The organism is Octadecabacter sp. SW4 (genome assembly GCF_008065155.1).
Classification (GTDB): Bacteria; Pseudomonadota; Alphaproteobacteria; order Rhodobacterales; family Rhodobacteraceae; genus SW4.
The window spans coordinates 2,813,322-2,829,808 of record NZ_CP042819.1 but is presented as its reverse complement, the minus strand read 5'-3'; the positions used below and the strand labels follow the sequence as shown (position 1 = coordinate 2,829,808).

The 16,487-nt window shown below is 59.6% G+C and carries 16 protein-coding genes; 10 read left to right on the top strand and 6 right to left on the bottom strand.

The window, feature by feature from the left end:
• Positions 1–9: 9 nt before the first annotated feature.
• Entirely contained in the window at positions 10–354 is a 345-nt protein-coding gene (locus tag FTO60_RS13980) for a hypothetical protein (RefSeq protein ID WP_148056537.1), read from the bottom strand.
• 41 nt (positions 355–395) lie between these two features.
• Complete coding sequence (locus tag FTO60_RS13975; protein WP_172623901.1) at positions 396–2,282, bottom strand: bifunctional 2',3'-cyclic-nucleotide 2'-phosphodiesterase/3'-nucleotidase; 1,887 nt, start codon at positions 2,280–2,282, stop codon at positions 396–398.
• Positions 2,283–2,403: 121 nt separating this feature from the next.
• Between FTO60_RS13975 and nudC the strand changes: the two genes are divergently transcribed.
• Positions 2,404–3,366, top strand: a complete 963-nt coding sequence (gene nudC / locus FTO60_RS13970) for an NAD(+) diphosphatase (protein WP_148056535.1) — start codon at positions 2,404–2,406, stop codon at positions 3,364–3,366.
• Positions 3,367–3,418: 52 nt separating this feature from the next.
• A complete protein-coding gene (locus FTO60_RS13965; protein WP_148056534.1) occupies positions 3,419–3,877 on the top strand; it encodes an SRPBCC family protein in 459 nt (152 codons plus the stop codon).
• A 12-nt stretch (positions 3,878–3,889) separates the two neighbouring features.
• Here the strand turns inward: FTO60_RS13965 and FTO60_RS13960 are convergent, their stop codons facing one another.
• On the bottom strand, positions 3,890–4,741 hold the full coding sequence (locus tag FTO60_RS13960) for a prephenate dehydratase (protein ID WP_148056533.1): 852 nt from the start codon (positions 4,739–4,741) through the stop codon (positions 3,890–3,892).
• Positions 4,742–4,861: 120 nt separating this feature from the next.
• On the opposite strand from FTO60_RS13960, the gene FTO60_RS13955 reads away from it, so the two are divergent.
• The 5 genes from FTO60_RS13955 to FTO60_RS13935 all read left to right on the top strand — a co-directional run bounded on the left by FTO60_RS13955 (position 4,862) and on the right by FTO60_RS13935 (position 11,336).
• On the top strand, positions 4,862–5,383 hold the full coding sequence (locus tag FTO60_RS13955) for a cytochrome c family protein (RefSeq protein ID WP_148056532.1): 522 nt from the start codon (positions 4,862–4,864) through the stop codon (positions 5,381–5,383).
• 159 nt (positions 5,384–5,542) lie between these two features.
• Entirely contained in the window at positions 5,543–7,459 is a 1,917-nt protein-coding gene (locus FTO60_RS13950) for an extracellular solute-binding protein (RefSeq protein WP_148056531.1), read from the top strand.
• Between the two features lie 24 nt (positions 7,460–7,483).
• Complete coding sequence (locus tag FTO60_RS13945; RefSeq protein ID WP_148056530.1) at positions 7,484–8,638, top strand: microcin C ABC transporter permease YejB; 1,155 nt, start codon at positions 7,484–7,486, stop codon at positions 8,636–8,638.
• Positions 8,638–9,744: an ABC transporter permease gene (locus FTO60_RS13940; protein ID WP_148056529.1), complete on the top strand. Its 1,107-nt coding sequence runs from the start codon at positions 8,638–8,640 to the stop codon at positions 9,742–9,744. Before FTO60_RS13945 ends, FTO60_RS13940 begins: the two co-directional genes overlap by 1 nt.
• Positions 9,741–11,336, top strand: coding sequence for an ABC transporter ATP-binding protein (locus tag FTO60_RS13935; RefSeq protein ID WP_148056528.1), 1,596 nt, complete (start codon positions 9,741–9,743; stop codon positions 11,334–11,336). The genes FTO60_RS13940 and FTO60_RS13935 overlap by 4 nt, the downstream gene beginning before the upstream one ends.
• On the opposite strand, the gene FTO60_RS13930 is transcribed toward FTO60_RS13935, so the two are convergent.
• The gene (locus FTO60_RS13930; RefSeq protein WP_148056527.1) at positions 11,333–12,022 is read right to left on the bottom strand and encodes a fumarylacetoacetate hydrolase family protein; all 690 of its coding nucleotides are present in this window, start codon (positions 12,020–12,022) and stop codon (positions 11,333–11,335) included. The two genes, FTO60_RS13935 and FTO60_RS13930, sit on opposite strands and share 4 nt — an antisense overlap.
• A 59-nt stretch (positions 12,023–12,081) precedes the next feature.
• Complete coding sequence (locus FTO60_RS13925; protein ID WP_148056526.1) at positions 12,082–13,488, bottom strand: D-alanyl-D-alanine carboxypeptidase family protein; 1,407 nt, start codon at positions 13,486–13,488, stop codon at positions 12,082–12,084.
• Between the two features lie 386 nt (positions 13,489–13,874).
• On the opposite strand from FTO60_RS13925, the gene clpS reads away from it, so the two are divergent.
• Genes clpS through FTO60_RS13910 form a run of 3 tightly spaced genes read left to right on the top strand, consistent with a single transcriptional unit; the run spans position 13,875 to position 16,055 of the window.
• Positions 13,875–14,216 carry an ATP-dependent Clp protease adapter ClpS gene (gene clpS, locus FTO60_RS13920; RefSeq protein WP_148056525.1) on the top strand — a complete coding sequence of 114 codons (342 nt, stop codon included), beginning with the start codon at positions 13,875–13,877 and terminating at the stop codon, positions 14,214–14,216.
• An 18-nt stretch (positions 14,217–14,234) separates the two neighbouring features.
• Entirely contained in the window at positions 14,235–15,215 is a 981-nt protein-coding gene (locus tag FTO60_RS13915; RefSeq protein ID WP_148056524.1) for a class I SAM-dependent methyltransferase, read from the top strand.
• A gap of 39 nt (positions 15,216–15,254) precedes the next feature.
• Positions 15,255–16,055 carry an SDR family NAD(P)-dependent oxidoreductase gene (locus FTO60_RS13910; RefSeq protein ID WP_148056523.1) on the top strand — a complete coding sequence of 267 codons (801 nt, stop codon included), beginning with the start codon at positions 15,255–15,257 and terminating at the stop codon, positions 16,053–16,055.
• Here FTO60_RS13910 and FTO60_RS13905 read toward each other — a convergent pair whose 3' ends face one another.
• Positions 16,056–16,442, bottom strand: coding sequence for a hypothetical protein (locus FTO60_RS13905; RefSeq protein WP_148056522.1), 387 nt, complete (start codon positions 16,440–16,442; stop codon positions 16,056–16,058).
• Between the last annotated feature and the right edge of the window lie 45 nt (positions 16,443–16,487).

Sequence of the window (16,487 nt, the reverse complement as noted above, 5' to 3'; positions counted from 1 at the left end):
CAAGGGATGCTAGGCGTCGTCGCGCAACCCGCCCGGGCAGAAAAGCCGTGCATAGGCCCCGTAACAGGTCACGGCCTTGCCAAAGCCGCTGGCGCGCACTGTGGTGAACAGCTTTTGATCGCTTAGCCTCACATCCATCCCCTGGCGCAACATCTGTGCGCAGGCAGGCACATCCGATTTGCACAGGGCCAACAGAACGACCGCCGCCGGATCATTCACATCGTCAAGCTGGCCATCGCTGATCGCGCCTTGCAGCATCGTGTCGATCTGCGCCTCGATACCGTCGGCGCTTGGGTTCGTCATGTATGCGGCAATTGCGGCCAGAACGACCGTCAGGAACAACAGCTTTTTCATGTCACGCGCCTTTGCTTTGGTACTACGCCCGCTTTTTGCCCCTAAGCGGCGTCAAAGCGCAATGCATATTGGGCAAAGCCGTTTGTAGCGGGGCCAAGATATGTGATGGCGCGGTCTTTGATGGTGTTCACGAACCGCCTTGCGTGCGGGCTGCTTTCAAACTGCGCGGCTGTGTCGGGAAGCGGGCGAAAGCGCCATGTCGCGGCAGGATCGCGGGGTGCGTCAGTGCCGTCACGCAAATGATCAAGCAGGGCATCGCGGATACTGGACATGCCCTGCGCGATCACGGTGCCGCCCAGTGCCCCCTGAAAGCCGCCGCCGCCGCCCGCGCGGTAGCTATTGGTGATCACAAGATATGTCTGATCATTGGAAACGGGCAGGCCATCCAGCCGCAGGTCGCGGATGCGCCGCGCGGCCGGGTTGATTTCGACGCCCTGCGCGTCAAAGCGCGATGGGGCGGTCGGGTCGATTTCATAGGTCAACCCGTCAATCACATCAAAGTTGTAGCTGGGAAAGCTGGGGTCAAGCAGCGGTTGATCCGTCACGCCTCGTGTGATTCGCGCAAAAGCACCTGCCGCGCGTTCCAGCCAAAGGTGCAGCTGCGCGCCGGTAATTTCCAGCAAGGACAGCGTGTTTGGATAAAGGTAAAGATCCGCGACATTGCGCTGTTCCAGCGGACCAGCGGGGATGTCGACAAAGTAATTCGGCCCGCCGCGCGCGCCCACTTTAAAGGGCGCAACTGCTGACAACACCGGTTGTCCCGCGCGTGGACCGTTTGCAAGGATCGCGGCTGCGGCCTTGCGTTGGGCCTGTGCGACGATCCTGATCGTGATGTCGTTGGCGACCATCGCAAAGTAGCTTTGCAGCGGTACCGGGGTGGCTCCGATGGGCTGGCGCACACGGTCTACCGTTGCTGCGTGGGCGGCAAGAGCGGCGTCGCGCACCTGTGCGTCACAGGCAACCAACCCGTGAACGGTATCTGATCGCGGATCGCGGCGCGCAATCGGAACCGCACGCACGGTATCATGTATAATTTGCCAGCGGCCTTTGTCAAAGCTGAGCGTCAGGTCGACAACCCCCAAGTGCGACCCGTTGAATCCTGCCATCACCGCTGGTTTACCGTGGAGGTGCCCCTTTTCGGGATCAATCGCATCGGTTTTAGCAAATTGATTGCTGGGGAACACCAGATGCGTGTGCCCTGCCAGAACCACGTCGATTCCGGCAATCGCGGCCAGCGGCACGGCGGCATTTTCCATCATGTTGGTTTCGCCCTGTGCACCGATGCCTGAGTGGCAAAGCGCGATGATGATATCTGCCCCGTCAGCCTTGATCTGCGGCACCACGGCGCGGGCCGTTGCAACGATATCGCGCGTGCTGACACGGCCCGCGAGGTGCTGGCCGTCCCATTGCAGAATTTGGGGTGGTGCCGCGCCAATCACCCCGATCCTGATGGGGTGCGCCTGACCGGAATCGTCCGTCAGCATCCGGTCCAGTATCAGATATTGCGGCAAGAGCGTTTCATCCTGCGCGGGCGTGGCCCCGAGGGCGCGAACGACATTGGAACAGGTCACTGGAAAATGCGCCTGCGCCAAGGCATCGCGCAGGAATTCCAGACCAAAGTTGAACTCGTGATTGCCCAGCGTCGCGGCGTCATAGTGCAATGTGTTCATCGCCGCGATTGCCGGGTGAATATCTGTGCAACCAGCGCTATTTTGTTGCGCCACAAGATCGGACAGAGGTGTGCCCTGTAAAAAGTCACCATTGTCAAACAGCAGGCAATTGGGAACCTGCGCGCGCATCTGACGGATCAGGCTGGCCGTGCGCGACAGGCCCACGCCGACGTCTGGCCGGTCAGTGTAGTAGTCGTATGGAAGAAGATGCACATGCAGGTCGGTGGTTTCGAGGATGCGCAGGGTCGTGGTGGTCAAAAGGTGCCTCGCCGATGAAGGGCAGGATTTCGGAAATTCAACCTTAGGGTGAATGGGCCCGAATGCAAGTTCGCTGCTGCGTTCGATTGCGCCTTTTCCGCCTGCGTGGCAGTTGTGGCGCATGAGACACGCAGAAACGGTAACATTTGGCGGCGCAGCGCTTGATCGTGCGGGGCCCCTGCGCAGTGACCCGGCGGCGCTGGATCGCATGCGCGCGCAATCTTCTGCCCGGGCGATGCTGATCTGGCGCGGCAAGCCGTTGGTGTATGAAGACGGGGCGCTGGCTTTGCTGCCGCTTGATCACGCCGTGATGGCCGATGCCGGAGTCGATCAGGTGTTCCTGGGGCTTGATGACGGAGCGGCGCTATTTGCCGCTGATTTGTCGGGCTGGGTGCCGGACGATCTGGATGACAGCACCCTGAACCAGTTTCTGGACCCCAGCGAACAATGCCACCCCGCATTGCCCGCTGATCACCGCTTTGCCGAATTGCGCGCCGTGATGACCGGGCTGACCGCGCGCGAGGCTGAGCTCGCCGCGATCGCGCGCGCCGTCTTTCAGTGGCACCTGAGCCATCGGTTTTGCGCCAGTTGCGGTGCCGAAAGTGTCATGGCCGCGGCCGGTTGGCAGCGCGATTGCCCCCGTTGCGGTGCGCATCATTATCCACGCACGGACCCCGTTGTCATCATGCTGATCACCCACGGGAATTCGGTGCTTTTGGGGCGCTCACCGGGGTGGCCGGAGGGGATGTATTCCTTGCTGGCGGGGTTTGTCGAACCCGGTGAGACCATCGAGGCAGCGGTGCGCCGCGAGGTGTTTGAAGAATCGGGCGTGCCTGTTGGTGTGGTGTCATATCTTGCCAGCCAACCCTGGCCGTTCCCCGCGTCACTGATGCTGGGCTGCCGTGGTGAGGCCCTGGGGCGCGACATCACGATTGATCCTGCAGAAATCGAGGATGCACTATGGGTCACCCGCGAGGAGATGTTGCAGATTTTCGCTGGTCGTCATCCTCTGATCAAACCCGCGCGGGAAGGGGCGATCGCGCACTTCTTGTTGCGTAACTGGCTTGCGGATGATCTTGAATAAGGCGACAAATGCATGAAACGGGCCACGCCCTACAAAAACAGGCAGATCAGGCATGAAATTCACGACCAAGGAAGACATCGAAGCGCCGATTGAACATGTATTCAAAGAGGTGTCCGACTTTCACAGTTTTGAAAGATCGGCGCTGCGCCGTGGTGCTGACATCAAACGGGTCGATACCCATGCGACAGCGCAGGTTGGTTCGGCGTGGGATGTGTCGTTCAAATATCGCGGCAAGGAGCGTCGCTTGCGTGCGACCCTGGCCGGGCTTGAAGCCCCTAACGGGTTCACCGCCGAGATTGCATCCAAAAGCATTGACGGCGTGACCCAGATCGACCTCGTGGCCCTGTCACGCAGCCGCACCCGGCTGAGCGTTTCAGTAGAACTGACCCCTAAGACGCTTGCGGCCAAATTGCTTGTGAAATCACTGGCCCTTGCCAAGGGGAACATGAACAAGCGCTTTGCCTTGCGGGTTGCCGATTTCGCCGAAGACGTCGAAGAACGCTACGCCTAGACCGCGCAGCGCCTATTTGTCGCGCGTGATTTCGTGGCGGCGCGTGGCAGACGGATAAACTCCCATCACATGCAGGTGGTCGGTAAAGTAATCCAATTCGTCCAGCGCCAGTTGCACGTTGCGGTCATCGGGATGGCCTTCGATTTCGGCGTAGAACTGTGTCGCCGTGAAATGCCCGCCAACCATGTAGCTTTCGAGTTTGGTCATGTTTACGCCGTTGGTCGCAAAGCCGCCCATCGCCTTGTAAAGTGCGGCGGGAATGTTGCGCACACGAAACACAAAGCTGGTCATCATCACATGTTTGCCGCGCTTTTTGTAATCGGGTTCGCGTGACATGATCAGGAAACGGGTGGTGTTACGATCGTGATCTTCGATGTTGCGCGCCAGAATCTTGAGCCCGTAAATATCGGCGGCCAGTTCCGAGGCCAGCGCCGCAACCGTGCGGTCATCGCCTGATGCCACGTCACGCGCTGCACGGGCATTATCGGAACTGACCTGACCGCGGATGCCGTGTTCGCGCAAATAGCCCGCGCACTGTGGTAGAATCACCACATGCCCAAGGGCCGTCTTGATATCATCAACCCGCGCATCGGGCAGGCCCAGCAGGTTGATATGCACCCGCACGAAGGCTTCGTCGACGATATGCAACCCGCTTTCGGGCAAAAGCGAATGCACATCGGCCACGCGTCCGTAGGTCGAGTTTTCGACAGCGATCATCCCGAGGTCCGCTTCACCTTTGCGCACGGCCTCGATGGCGTCATCAAAAGTGGCGCAGGGCAGGGGGTCATAATTGGGTCGGGCTTCGGCGCAGGCCTGATGGCCATAGGCACCCAGTTCCCCCTGAAAGGCGATTTTTGCGGTCATTTTGGTGTCCTTCCCCCCTTGGACTCGAAAAATGGGCATTTCGTCGCGGTGCTACACCTTGCAAGATGGGCATGGAAGCGGATACACGTCTGCCAACCTTTGATCGAAACGGAACGCGACATGTTCGACACAATGACGACGACGAAAATTGTAGGTGCTTTGTGCGGCACTCTTTTGGTATTCCTGTTGGCCGGCTGGGCTTCAGAAACGATTTACAAAACCAGCAGCGGCAGTGAACACAACAAGACCCAAGCCTATGAGATCGCAGTCGAAGGCGAGGAGGGCACTGAAGTGGTTGTTGATGAAGGCCCGGCCTTTGCAGAGGTCTACGCGACGGCTGATGTCAGCGCAGGCGAAGGGCTGTGGCGCACCTGCCGCGCCTGTCACGCGCTTGAGGCTGGCGAAAATGGCACCGGTCCCTATCTTATCGGTGTTGTCGGCCGTGACGTGGGCGCCGCCGAGGGCTATGGCTATTCCGGCGCGCTGACAGCGGTCGCCGATGTGTGGACACCGGAAAACCTGAACCTCTTTCTGGAAAACCCCAAGGGTTACGCCCCCGGCACCGCGATGAGCTATAACGGGATGCGCAAGATCGAAGACCGCGCGAACCTGATTGCCTATCTTGATAGCCTTGATGACTAAATCGGCTGCCACTGCCGTAGGTTCGGGCCGCTCCTTCCGGGGGCGGCCTTTTTCGTTGTGAAAGGCTTTGATCACTCGCTGATCACGCAATCTCAACTTGAATGTTGGCGGCCTGCACCTTTAGCGTTGTTTCACTGCTTAGGCCCAAAGGAGAATTTGATGCATCGTCCCGCCCAACGCCTGCCTCGCACCCGTGTTGCATTTCCTGCCAAGGACCGCACGCGTCTTTGGTTTACAGGCACGGCAATCATGATTGGCGGGGTGCTTTGGGCGCATCAGGCGCTGGCTGACAGTCACGAGACCATCATTACCAGCCACGGATTCTCCAACTTTGGCGAGCTGGCCTATCCCGCGGATTTCACGCAGCTGGACTATGTGAACCCAGACGCGCCCAAGGGCGGTGAAATTGCGATTTGGGCGCAGGGCACCTTTGACAGCATGAACCCCTTTGCGACCCAGCGCGGAACGCCGGGCCGCCTGTCAAGCATCCCTTATGAAAGGGTCATGACCCCAACGGCAGACGAGGTTGGATCGGCCTATTGCCTGCTGTGCGAAACCATCGAATATCCTGAAAGCCAGGATTGGGTCATCTTCAACATGCGCCGTGATGTGATTTTTTCGGACGGGACGCCGATGACGGCTCAGGACATGGTCTTCAGCCACGAACTGTTGCGCGACGAGGGCACGCCGTCTTACGGATCATATGTGAAACAGGTGATTGCCTCGGTCGAGGCGCTGGATGACTACACAGTCAAGTTTGTGTTCGCCGAAGGTATCCCGCGCAAGGGACTGATTTCGCTGGTGGGCAGCACGCCGGTGTGGAGCGAGGCCTGGTACGAGGAAACCGGTGCCAAGCTGGATGAAAGCCGCTTTGAAATCTCGCCCGGCACTGGCCCCTATATGCTGGACAGCTATGATGCGGGCCGCCGGATCGTCTATCGCCGCAATCCCGATTATTGGGGCGCGGACCATCCGCTGAGTGTTGGTCACTACAATTTCGACACGATCCGGGTGGAATACTTTGCCGATACCACGACTGCGTTCGAGGCGTTCAAATCGGGTGAATACACCTTTCGGCAGGAAAACAGCAGCCTGACCTGGGCAACGGGTTATGATTTTCCCGCGCTGACCAATGAATGGGTCGTGCAGGATGTTGTGCCGGTCGGCACCGTGCCGAATGCGACGGGGTTCTTGCTGAACCTGCGTAATCCCAAATTCGATGATGTCCGCGTCCGCGAGGCACTGGGCCTGATGTATAACTTCACCTGGACCAATGACACGCTGCAATATGGCCTGTTCCAGCAACGCGAGAGTTTCTGGCAAGGCAGCGCGCTGGCCGCGACCGGCGTGCCCGAGGGCCGCGAGCTTGAACTGCTGCAAACCGTGGCCGACTTGATTGATCCATCCTTGCTGACCGATCCGGCCGTCACGCCGCACACCTCTGGCGAACGCCAGCTTGATCGCGGCAATCTGCGTGCGGCCCTTGCCCTGATGGAGGACGCCGGCTGGGTTGCCGGCGATGATGGGATGCTGCGTAATGCGGCCGGAGAGGCATTCACGCTTGAGTTCCTGAGTGTCAGCCCATCGTTTGACCGGATCATCATGCCCTACATCGATAATCTGAAACGTCTTGGCGTGGATGCTGTCTATAACCGCGTGGACCCCGCGCAATACCAACTGCGCAGCCAGACCTTTGATTACGAGATGATCTATGACGGCTATACCTCGGGCCTCGAGGAAGGCAGCGGCCTTGGACAGAAATATGGCTCCGAAGATGTGGATGATGTGTTCAACCCAGCGGGCTTTTCGCATCCGGCCGTGGATGCATTGATCGACTTTGTTGAAGGGGCGGAATCCTATGATGAAATGGCCGCGGGGGTGCGGGCGATTGACCGGATCATGCGGGCCGAAAGGTTTATCACGCCCGCGTGGTATCTGGGCAACCGCTGGCTGGCCTATTACGACATGTTTGAACGCCCCGAAGAATTGCCACCCTATGCCATAGGCGAACTGGATTTCTGGTGGTATAACGCCGAAAAGGCCGATGAACTGCGCGCCGTGGGCGCGCTGCGATAACAAGGCCGGACAACGGGCAGGTATATGGGCGCTTACATCCTTCGACGGCTGTTGCTGATCATTCCCACATTGCTGGGAATCATGATCATCAACTTCACACTGGTGCAATTCGTGCCGGGCGGCCCGATCGAGCAAATCATTGCGCGTATGGAAGGCGGCGGCGACGTTTTTGAAGGGATCGCGGGCGGCGGCGGTGACGTCGATTTTGGCACCGAAGCCAATAGCGAATACGCGGGTGCACGCGGCTTGTCGCCCGAGTTCATTGCCGATCTGGAACGCCAGTTCGGGTTCGACAAACCCCCGCTCGAACGCTTTTTCAACATGATGTGGGACTATATGCGCTTTGATTTCGGAGAAAGCTATTTCCGATCCATCAGCGTGTTCGACCTTGTTGTGGAAAAGATGCCCGTGTCGATCACGCTGGGCCTTTGGTCAACGCTGATCGCATATATCATCTCGATCCCGCTGGGGATCAAAAAGGCGGTGCGTGATGGGTCGCGCTTTGACACATGGACAAGCGGGGCGATCATCGTTGGCTACGCGATCCCGGGATTTCTTTTTGCAATCATTCTGTTGGTCTTGTTCGCGGGGGGTAACTGTTTCCGGTTCCCGTTCGGAATATCCGAGGTCATTCGCGATAATGCCCGCTGGTTTTACGATCTGAACCCGACCTGCAAGCAGACATTCCCGCTGCGTGGTTTGACCAGCGATAATTTTGACCAACTTAGCTGGTTCGGCAAGGTCAAGGATTACCTGTGGCACATCGCCCTGCCGGTTGCCGCCAGCACGATCAGCGCATTCGCGACCCTGACCTTGCTGACGAAAAACAGCTTTCTGGACGAGATCAAAAAGCAATACGTGATGACGGCCAAGGCCAAGGGGCTGACGGAACGCCGCGTGCTATATGGCCATGTGTTTCGCAACGCGATGCTGATCGTGATTTCCGGCTTTCCGGCGCTGTTCATCGGGGTGTTCTTTGGTGGGTCACTGATCATCGAAACAATCTTTTCGCTTGATGGGCTGGGCCGATTGGGCTTTGAGGCCGCGATTGCCCGCGATTATCCGGTGATCTTTGGCACGCTGTTCACCTTTTCGCTGATCGGACTGATCGTCGGTATCCTGACTGACCTGACCTATGTGTTCGTTGACCCGCGCATTGACTTCGAGAGGCGGGGCTGATGGCGCTGTCACCACTGAACCAACGCCGCTGGCGCAATTTCAGGCGTAACCGTCGCGCGGTCTGGTCGCTTTGGATATTCCTGTTCCTGTTCGGTCTGAGCCTGATGGCCGAATTTCTGGCCAACGACAAACCGATCATGGTCAGCTATCGCGGCGAAATCCGCATGCCGGTGTTTACCTTCTATTCGGAACGCGACTATGGCGGCGATTTTCCGACGGCGGCGAATTACGGCGATGTCGAGGTGCAGTGCCTGATCATCAGCGGCGGGCTTGACGATTGCTTTGACGACCCCGAGGGCGTGATCGACGCCGCCGATACCGGCAATCTGGTGAATGACGGGTTTGCCAAGGGCTGGATCCTGTGGCCGCCAGTGCCTTATTCCTATGACACCATTGTCGATGTGCCCGGCGTGGCCCCGTCACCGCCCGATCAAAACAACTGGCTTGGCACGGATGACACCAAGCGCGATGTGGTCGCGCGGGTGATCTACGGCTTCCGCCTGTCGATCGTGTTCACGATCATCGTCACGACGTTCGCATCCCTGATCGGAATCGCGGCAGGGGCCATTCAAGGGTATTTCGGCGGCTGGACCGATCTGATTTTCCAGCGCGTGATTGAAATCTGGGGCGGCACGCCGTCTCTTTATGTCATTATCATTCTGTTCGCGATCCTGGGGCGCAGTTTCTGGCTCCTTGTGGTGTTGACAGTGCTGTTCGGCTGGCCCGCGCTGGTGGGTGTGGTGCGGGCAGAATTCCTGCGCGCGCGCAATTTCGAGTATGTGCGCGCCGCCAAGGCGCTGGGCGTATCGGACCGCAAGATCATGTTCCGTCATATGCTGCCCAACGCGATGGTGGCGACGGTGACGATGCTGCCCTTCATCATCACCGGCACGATTGCCACGCTTGCCAGCCTTGATTTTCTGGGCTTCGGATTGCCGTCATCCGCGCCATCCCTGGGCGAAATGACCCTGCAAGCCAAACAGAACCTGCAAGCGCCGTGGCTGGCCTTTACGGCCTTCACCACATTCGCGGTCATGTTGTCGTTGCTGGTGTTCATCTTCGAGGGCGTGCGCGATGCCTTTGATCCGCGAAAGACCTTCTCATGAAGACTGTGTTGGACGTGCAGAACCTGAGCGTTGATTTCCGCCAGGACGGCGAGGTGACCCATGCTGTGCGCGGCGTGTCGTTCAAGGTCGGCAAGGGTGAAACCGTCGCGCTGGTGGGTGAAAGCGGGTCGGGCAAGTCGGTTACGGCCTTGTCCACAGTGCAATTGCTGGGCGATAGTGCCACCGTCAACGGATCGATCATTTACAACGGCACGCAGATGATTGGCGCGCCCGAGGCCGATTTGCGCCGCGTGCGCGGCAATGACATCAGCTTTATCTTTCAGGAACCGATGACCAGCCTGAACCCGCTGCACACACTGGAAAAGCAGTTGGCGGAAAGCATCGAATTGCATCAGGGGTTGCGTGGCGGTGCCGTGCGCCAGCGGATCATTGATTTGCTGACAAAGGTCGGTATCCGCGATCCGGAAACGCGTCTTGGGGCCTATCCGCACCAGCTTTCGGGCGGGCAGCGCCAACGGGTCATGATCGCGATGGCTTTGGCCAACGGGCCCGAATTGCTGATCGCTGACGAACCCACAACGGCGCTCGATGTGACCATTCAGGCGCAAATCCTTGATCTCTTGGCTGACCTCAAGGATCGCGAAAGGATGAGCCTGCTGTTCATCACGCACGACCTGACCATCGTGCGCAAGATCGCGGATCGTGTCTGTGTGATGAAAGACGGCGAAATCGTCGAGCAAGGCATCACCGAGGAGGTGTTTGCCAATCCGCGCCACCCCTACACGCGGATGCTGCTGGCCGCGGAATCCACCGGTCTGCCCCTGCCAGTGCCCGCAGGGGCCGAGGTGGTCGCGCAGACCGAAAACCTCAAGATATGGTTCCCGATCCATAAGGGCCTGCTGAAGCGCACCGCGGGCTATGTGAAGGCCGTGAATGACGCGACCCTTACCGTGCGTGCGGGTGAAACCGTCGGAATCGTGGGCGAAAGCGGGTCAGGCAAGACCACGCTTGCGTTGGCGATGATGCGATTGATCCGCTCCGAGGGGCGGATCGTGTTTTTGGGCAAAGACATCCAGGGTTATCGTGATGGCCAGATGCGCCCGCTGCGGTCGGGCATGCAGATTGTGTTCCAGGATCCTTATGGCAGCCTGAGCCCGCGCATGACAATCGAACAGATCATCGCCGAGGGGCTGGGCGTGCACGGGGTCGATCCGGGCCGTGACAAACGCGAAATGGTCGCGGACATCATGCGCGAAGTGGGGTTGGACCCCGCCTTGATGGACCGTTACCCGCACGAGTTTTCCGGGGGACAACGCCAGCGGATCGCCATTGCCCGCGCGATGATCCTGCGTCCGCGGCTGCTGGTTCTGGACGAACCCACCAGCGCGCTGGACATGACCGTGCAGGTGCAGATTGTGGACCTGCTGCGCGATCTTCAGGCGCGGCACGGGCTGGCCTATCTGTTTATCAGTCACGACCTCAAGGTTGTGCGCGCCTTGTCCCACAAGGTCATGGTCATGAAGCAGGGCGACGTGGTCGAGGCAGGCGATGCCGCCGCGATCTTTGATGCGCCGCAAACCGACTATACCCGCGCCCTGATGAAGGCCGCCTTTGAAGGCGAAGTCGCCTAGGGGGCGATTGTCACGCTGGCGGGGGACAGCCCCGCAATGTCAACCACACAGGTCTGCCCCTTGGGTATCGGCCCCACGCCTGCGGGCGTTCCCGTCATGATCACATCACCCGCTTGCAGGGTCACAAGGCCGGACAGACAGGCGATGACATCGGCCACGGGCCAGATCATATCGGCAGTGCTGGCATCCTGTCGCAGCGCACCATTGACGGTGCAGGTGATGCGGGCGTTTTCCAAATGGCCGACCTCGGCGACGGGGTGAATATCGCCAAGGATCGCCGAATTGTCGAACCCTTTGCCCATATCCCACGGGCGGCGGGCCGCCTTGGCCGCAGCTTGTAGATCACGGCGGGTCAGGTCGTTTCCGGTTGCATAGCCCCACACGTATGAAAGCGCCGCATCAGGCGGGATATCGGCCCCTTCGCGCCCGATCAAGACGCACAACTCGGCCTCGTGATGCAAGTCCCGGGTCGCGGGCGGATAGGGGATTGTGCGGCCCGACCGCACGACAGCACTGGCGGGTTTCATGAAAAAGAAGGGCGGATCGGACGGGTCGTTGCCCATTTCGCTTGCGTGGTCCCCATAGTTGCGCCCGACACAAAAGATGCGGTGCAATTCAACGTATGAGCCAGCGGTGCTGGTCGGATGCGCCATGACAGTGGGTGCGCGCAGTTCGAGAATCGCCATCGTTTTTCCTTTCGCTCACCGTGCCAATAGGGAAGCGGAGGGCATGAAAGGCAAGCCGCTTAGGAGGCCGGGCCGATCATAAAGCAGGTGGTGCCACGCGCCTGAAGGCGACGACAGGCCAGATCGGCGGTTTCACGGGTCAGCCCCATGAAGTTTGCGTCAAACCCGCGCGGCGATTGGTTCACGCGGCGCAACGACCCGTCAAGCGTGCTCATCTCGTTCAGGGCGACACGCAGCAGGACGCTTTCGGCCTGATAACGTGAATTGTAGCGTCCGACATTGATGCCCCAAAGACGCCCGCCCGATGTGGAAATGCGTGTGATGACTTCGGGCTGGGTCGGCGCGGCAGCTGCGGGGGCGGCTGGCGGATCGGCCGAGGCCATTACAAGATCAGAGGGGCGCGCTGGCGGCGCGATTGTGGTCTCGGGGGCGGTCGTCTCGGCGATTTCTTCAGCCTGCGCTTCGATGACGCCGGCCACGGCATCCTGAATGACGTCGGCATTGGCCAAAAGCAGTTCCTGCGCGGGCTCGGCCGCGGGGAGGCGGCGGGCGTTGGGACGTAGACTGCGCGTTACCAGCCCGTTGACGCGGATCGTGCGCCCGGCAGAGCCCGGCGCTGCGGGTTGTGGTGCCGCGGATGCAATCGCGCCGTAGCTTGGCGCGCTTGGTGCGGCAAGTGGTGCACGTGATGGCGCGCGGGCAAAGCCCATATCCAACAGTTCCGCCACCCGCGCATTGCGCGCAGCGGTTGATGAACCACCAAACATCGTGGCGATAATGCGTTCATTGCCCCGTTCCGCCGAGGCGACGAGGTTGAAGCCCGCCGCGCGGGTATACCCAGTCTTGATCCCGTCTGCGCCGCGATAGGCGTCAAGAAAGCGACGATTTGTGTGGCTGACGGTAGCAATGCCTGCGTCGGCGGTGCGGCGTGAAAACAGGTTATAATACTGCGGAAAATCATAGATGACGTGGCGGCCAAGGATCGTCATGTCGCGCGCGGTTGACAGGTGTCCGGCTTCGGTCAGCCCATGAGCGTTGCGAAACGTTGTGCGGGTCATGCCCATCGCCGCTGCGGCGCGGTTCATGCGACGGGCGAATGCGGCCTCGCTCCCCTCGAGCGCGATCCCGATTGCGGTGGCGGCATCATTGGCGGATTTCACGGCCGCGGCACGGATCAGGTAACGCAGGCGGATCGTCTGCCCCGCGCGTAGGCCCAGTTTGGAAGGCGGTTCATTGGCGGCAAGCGGGGTAATGGTGACTTCGGTATCAAGGCTGATCTCGCCGTTCTCGATGGCTTGGAACGCGAGATAAAGAGTCATCATTTTTGTCAATGACGCGGGATGCAGCCGGGTATCGGCGTTTCGTGAATGCAGCACCTCTCCGGTGCGGGCATCCATGACCATCGCCGCGTAGGGCGCGGCGCGGCTGGCCAAGGGGGCCAAAGCCGCCATCACCATGACAAACATAAGTAATATCCCGGTCAAAACCGGGTGTCCCAAACGTCGTTTCACGACACTGCCTCGTTCTACTGCCTCGTGGTGCCAATTTTTTGCGGCACCTTTGATTTGTAAATACCCTAGCACGAGATCGCGTTTCAGAAAATACCCTATTTTCAAAGACTTTGGCAGCGCCCTTAAACCGCCTATGGCACATCTTGGGGCAGGCTGGATTGGGCCCGCAAGATGGGCGAATGTGGCGGAATTGGGGCAGGCCGTCCGAATTGATTTTTGCGTAGCATATTCGCGGTGAAGCCGGCCGTATCACCCTTCCGTTACCTCCCCGAAAACGGCCCCTTTTCATGTGGGGGATCACGGTTATATAAAGCCCAGCGATGATTGATCTCGGGAACCCCATGCGCGCTGACGTTTTGAAGATGGCCAAGAACGATGATGACGGTGATGGCGACATCGGCGTCAAACTTGAAACGCGTCAAAAGACCAAACGTCCCCCGATGTATAAGGTCATGATCCTGAACGACGACTATACGCCGATGGAATTCGTCGTGCATGTGCTTGAACGGTTCTTTGGCATGTCGCACGCGCAGTCGTTTGAATTGATGCTCACGGTTCATAAAAAGGGGCTGGCCGTGGTGGGCGTCTATAGCCACGAGATCGCCGAGACGAAGGTTGCGCTGGTGATGGATTTTGCCGCGCGCCATGAACATCCGCTGCAATGCACGATGGAAAAGGAATAGGCCCGCGGGCCGTTTCGCATGTCTGTCTCCCGCCTGAATACAGCCCTTGAAGGCGGTTTGATCCTGCCTGATGAAGGCCAGATTGCCGTGCTGCGCCCGCCTGCCGGCTATGACCTTGGGGAGTTGCCGCGCGATCGCGTGCAGGTGTCACAAGGGTTTCGCCCCGATCTTGATTATTGGACCGCGGCGGGGCTTCCTGTTTCGGCTGACCTGCCTGCCGGGGCCGCAGCGACTATCATCGTTGTGCCACGTGCCAAGGCGCTGGCCCGCGACATGGTTGCACGTGCCTGTGCGCTGTCGCCGGGCGGGTTGATTGTCGTGGACGGGAACAAGACTGACGGCGTCGATAGCCTGTTCAAGGAGGCGCGCAAACGGCTTGGCGATGTGGCCAGCGTCACCAAGGCGCATGGCCGCTGTTTCTGGTTCCCTGCCAGTGATGCATTCGCCGATTGGGCGGCCCCCGCGCCCGCGCGTGGCGCACATGGGTTTGTCACCACGGCGGGCGTTTTCTCGGATGGGACGGTCGATCGCGGATCAGCACTTTTGGTCGAAAACCTGCCACCAAAGATGAAAGGGCGCGTTTGTGATCTTGGGGCGGGCTGGGGCTATCTTTCGGCGCAGGTGCTGGACCGTGCGGGTATCACCGCGCTTGAGCTGATCGAGGCCGAAGTGCTTGCGTTGGAGTGTGCCCGCCAAAATGTGAAAGACCCGCGCGCGGTGTTTCATTGGGCCGATGCCACCACGTTCCGGCCCGCCACGCCGTTTGATCATGTGATCTGCAATCCGCCGTTTCACGCGGGCCGCGCGGCGGACCCTGCGCTGGGCAAAGCGTTTATTGCGGCGGCTGCAGACATGCTGACCCCGCGCGGCGATTTGTGGTTGGTCGCCAACCGGCAACTGCCCTATGAAGCGCCCCTGCGTGCTGCATTTCGCGAGGTCGTGCAGATCGCGCAGGATGGCGCGTTCAAGGTTTTTCATGCCTCTCGCCCCGCGCGATAAAATCAACTAGCGTTTCCTTTCGGGAATCAGGAGAACCTCATGCCATTTTCCATCGCCGGCAAGACAGCCATCGTCACAGGTGCGGCAAATGGTGTCGGGCTTGCCATCGGGCGGCATTTTCTGGCCGAAGGTGCGAATGTCATCTTTGCCGATATGGACGAAGACACCTTGGTCAAGGAAGTGGGCGAGGGTGAGGACGGCAGTGCATTTCGGATTTTCGCAGGCGATCTGCGCGAAAAGCTGACGATTGCGAACCTGCTTTCGGCGACGATTGATGCCTTTGAACGGGTTGATATTCTGGTCAATGCCTCGCGGCAGATGGTCGTCGGGGATGCGCTTGATCCCGACGAAGACGGGGTGGATATGCTGTTGCAGCAAAATCTGATGACATCCTTGCGCCTTAGTCAGGCGATTGCCAAGCGGATGATCAAACAGGCCGAGGACCAAGATGAAGGCCCGGCCGGATCAATCATCAACCTGTCGTCAATTGCGGCGCGGCGCACCCATCCGAAATTGCTGGCTTATTCAGTCAGCACGGCGGCGCTTGATCAGATGACTCGCTCGCTTGCGGTGGCGCTTGCGCCTGAACGGATCCGCGTGAATGCGGTTGCCTTTGGATCAGTGATGAGCGGCAGCCTGAAGGACTGTCTGCGCGACAACGACAGCTTTCGCGATGATATCATCGGCCACACACCCCTGCAGCGGATCGCCGGCCCGGGTGAAGTGTCGGATGCGGTGCAATATCTGGCCTCGGATGCGTCAAGTTTTGTCACCGGACAGATTGTGACGGTGGATGGCGGGCGCACGCTGATTGACCCGGTTGTCGCGCCCGCGCACTAGCTATTCGGGATATTGCGCGATGCACTGCCGCGTGGCCGTCTGGGCGCGGCGTTGTTCAAGCGCCAGACGGTCTTGCAGGGACTCCAGCTTGGCCTGTTCGGCGTTCAGATCAATCGCGACAGGGACATTCCGGGTAAAGGTCTCGGTTTCCTCACAGGGGAAGCGAAAGGTCGATCCGTCAGCATTTGTGCCCTCGCACGACCGGCGCAAGACGCGAACTTCTTGTTGTTCGGCAAGGGCATAGCCGCGGGTCAGGTTGCCTTGGGTTTGTGTGATCAGGCTGTTGATCACGCGAACTTCGCTGTTGGCCTGATTGACACATCGTTCGCGCGGCGTTGCACAAGCCGTGAGGGCAAGAAGGGGCAAAAGCATTACTGAAGCGCGCATGGGCTGGTCCTTGTTCGACTGTGGTCGTTCACGATAAGGGATGAT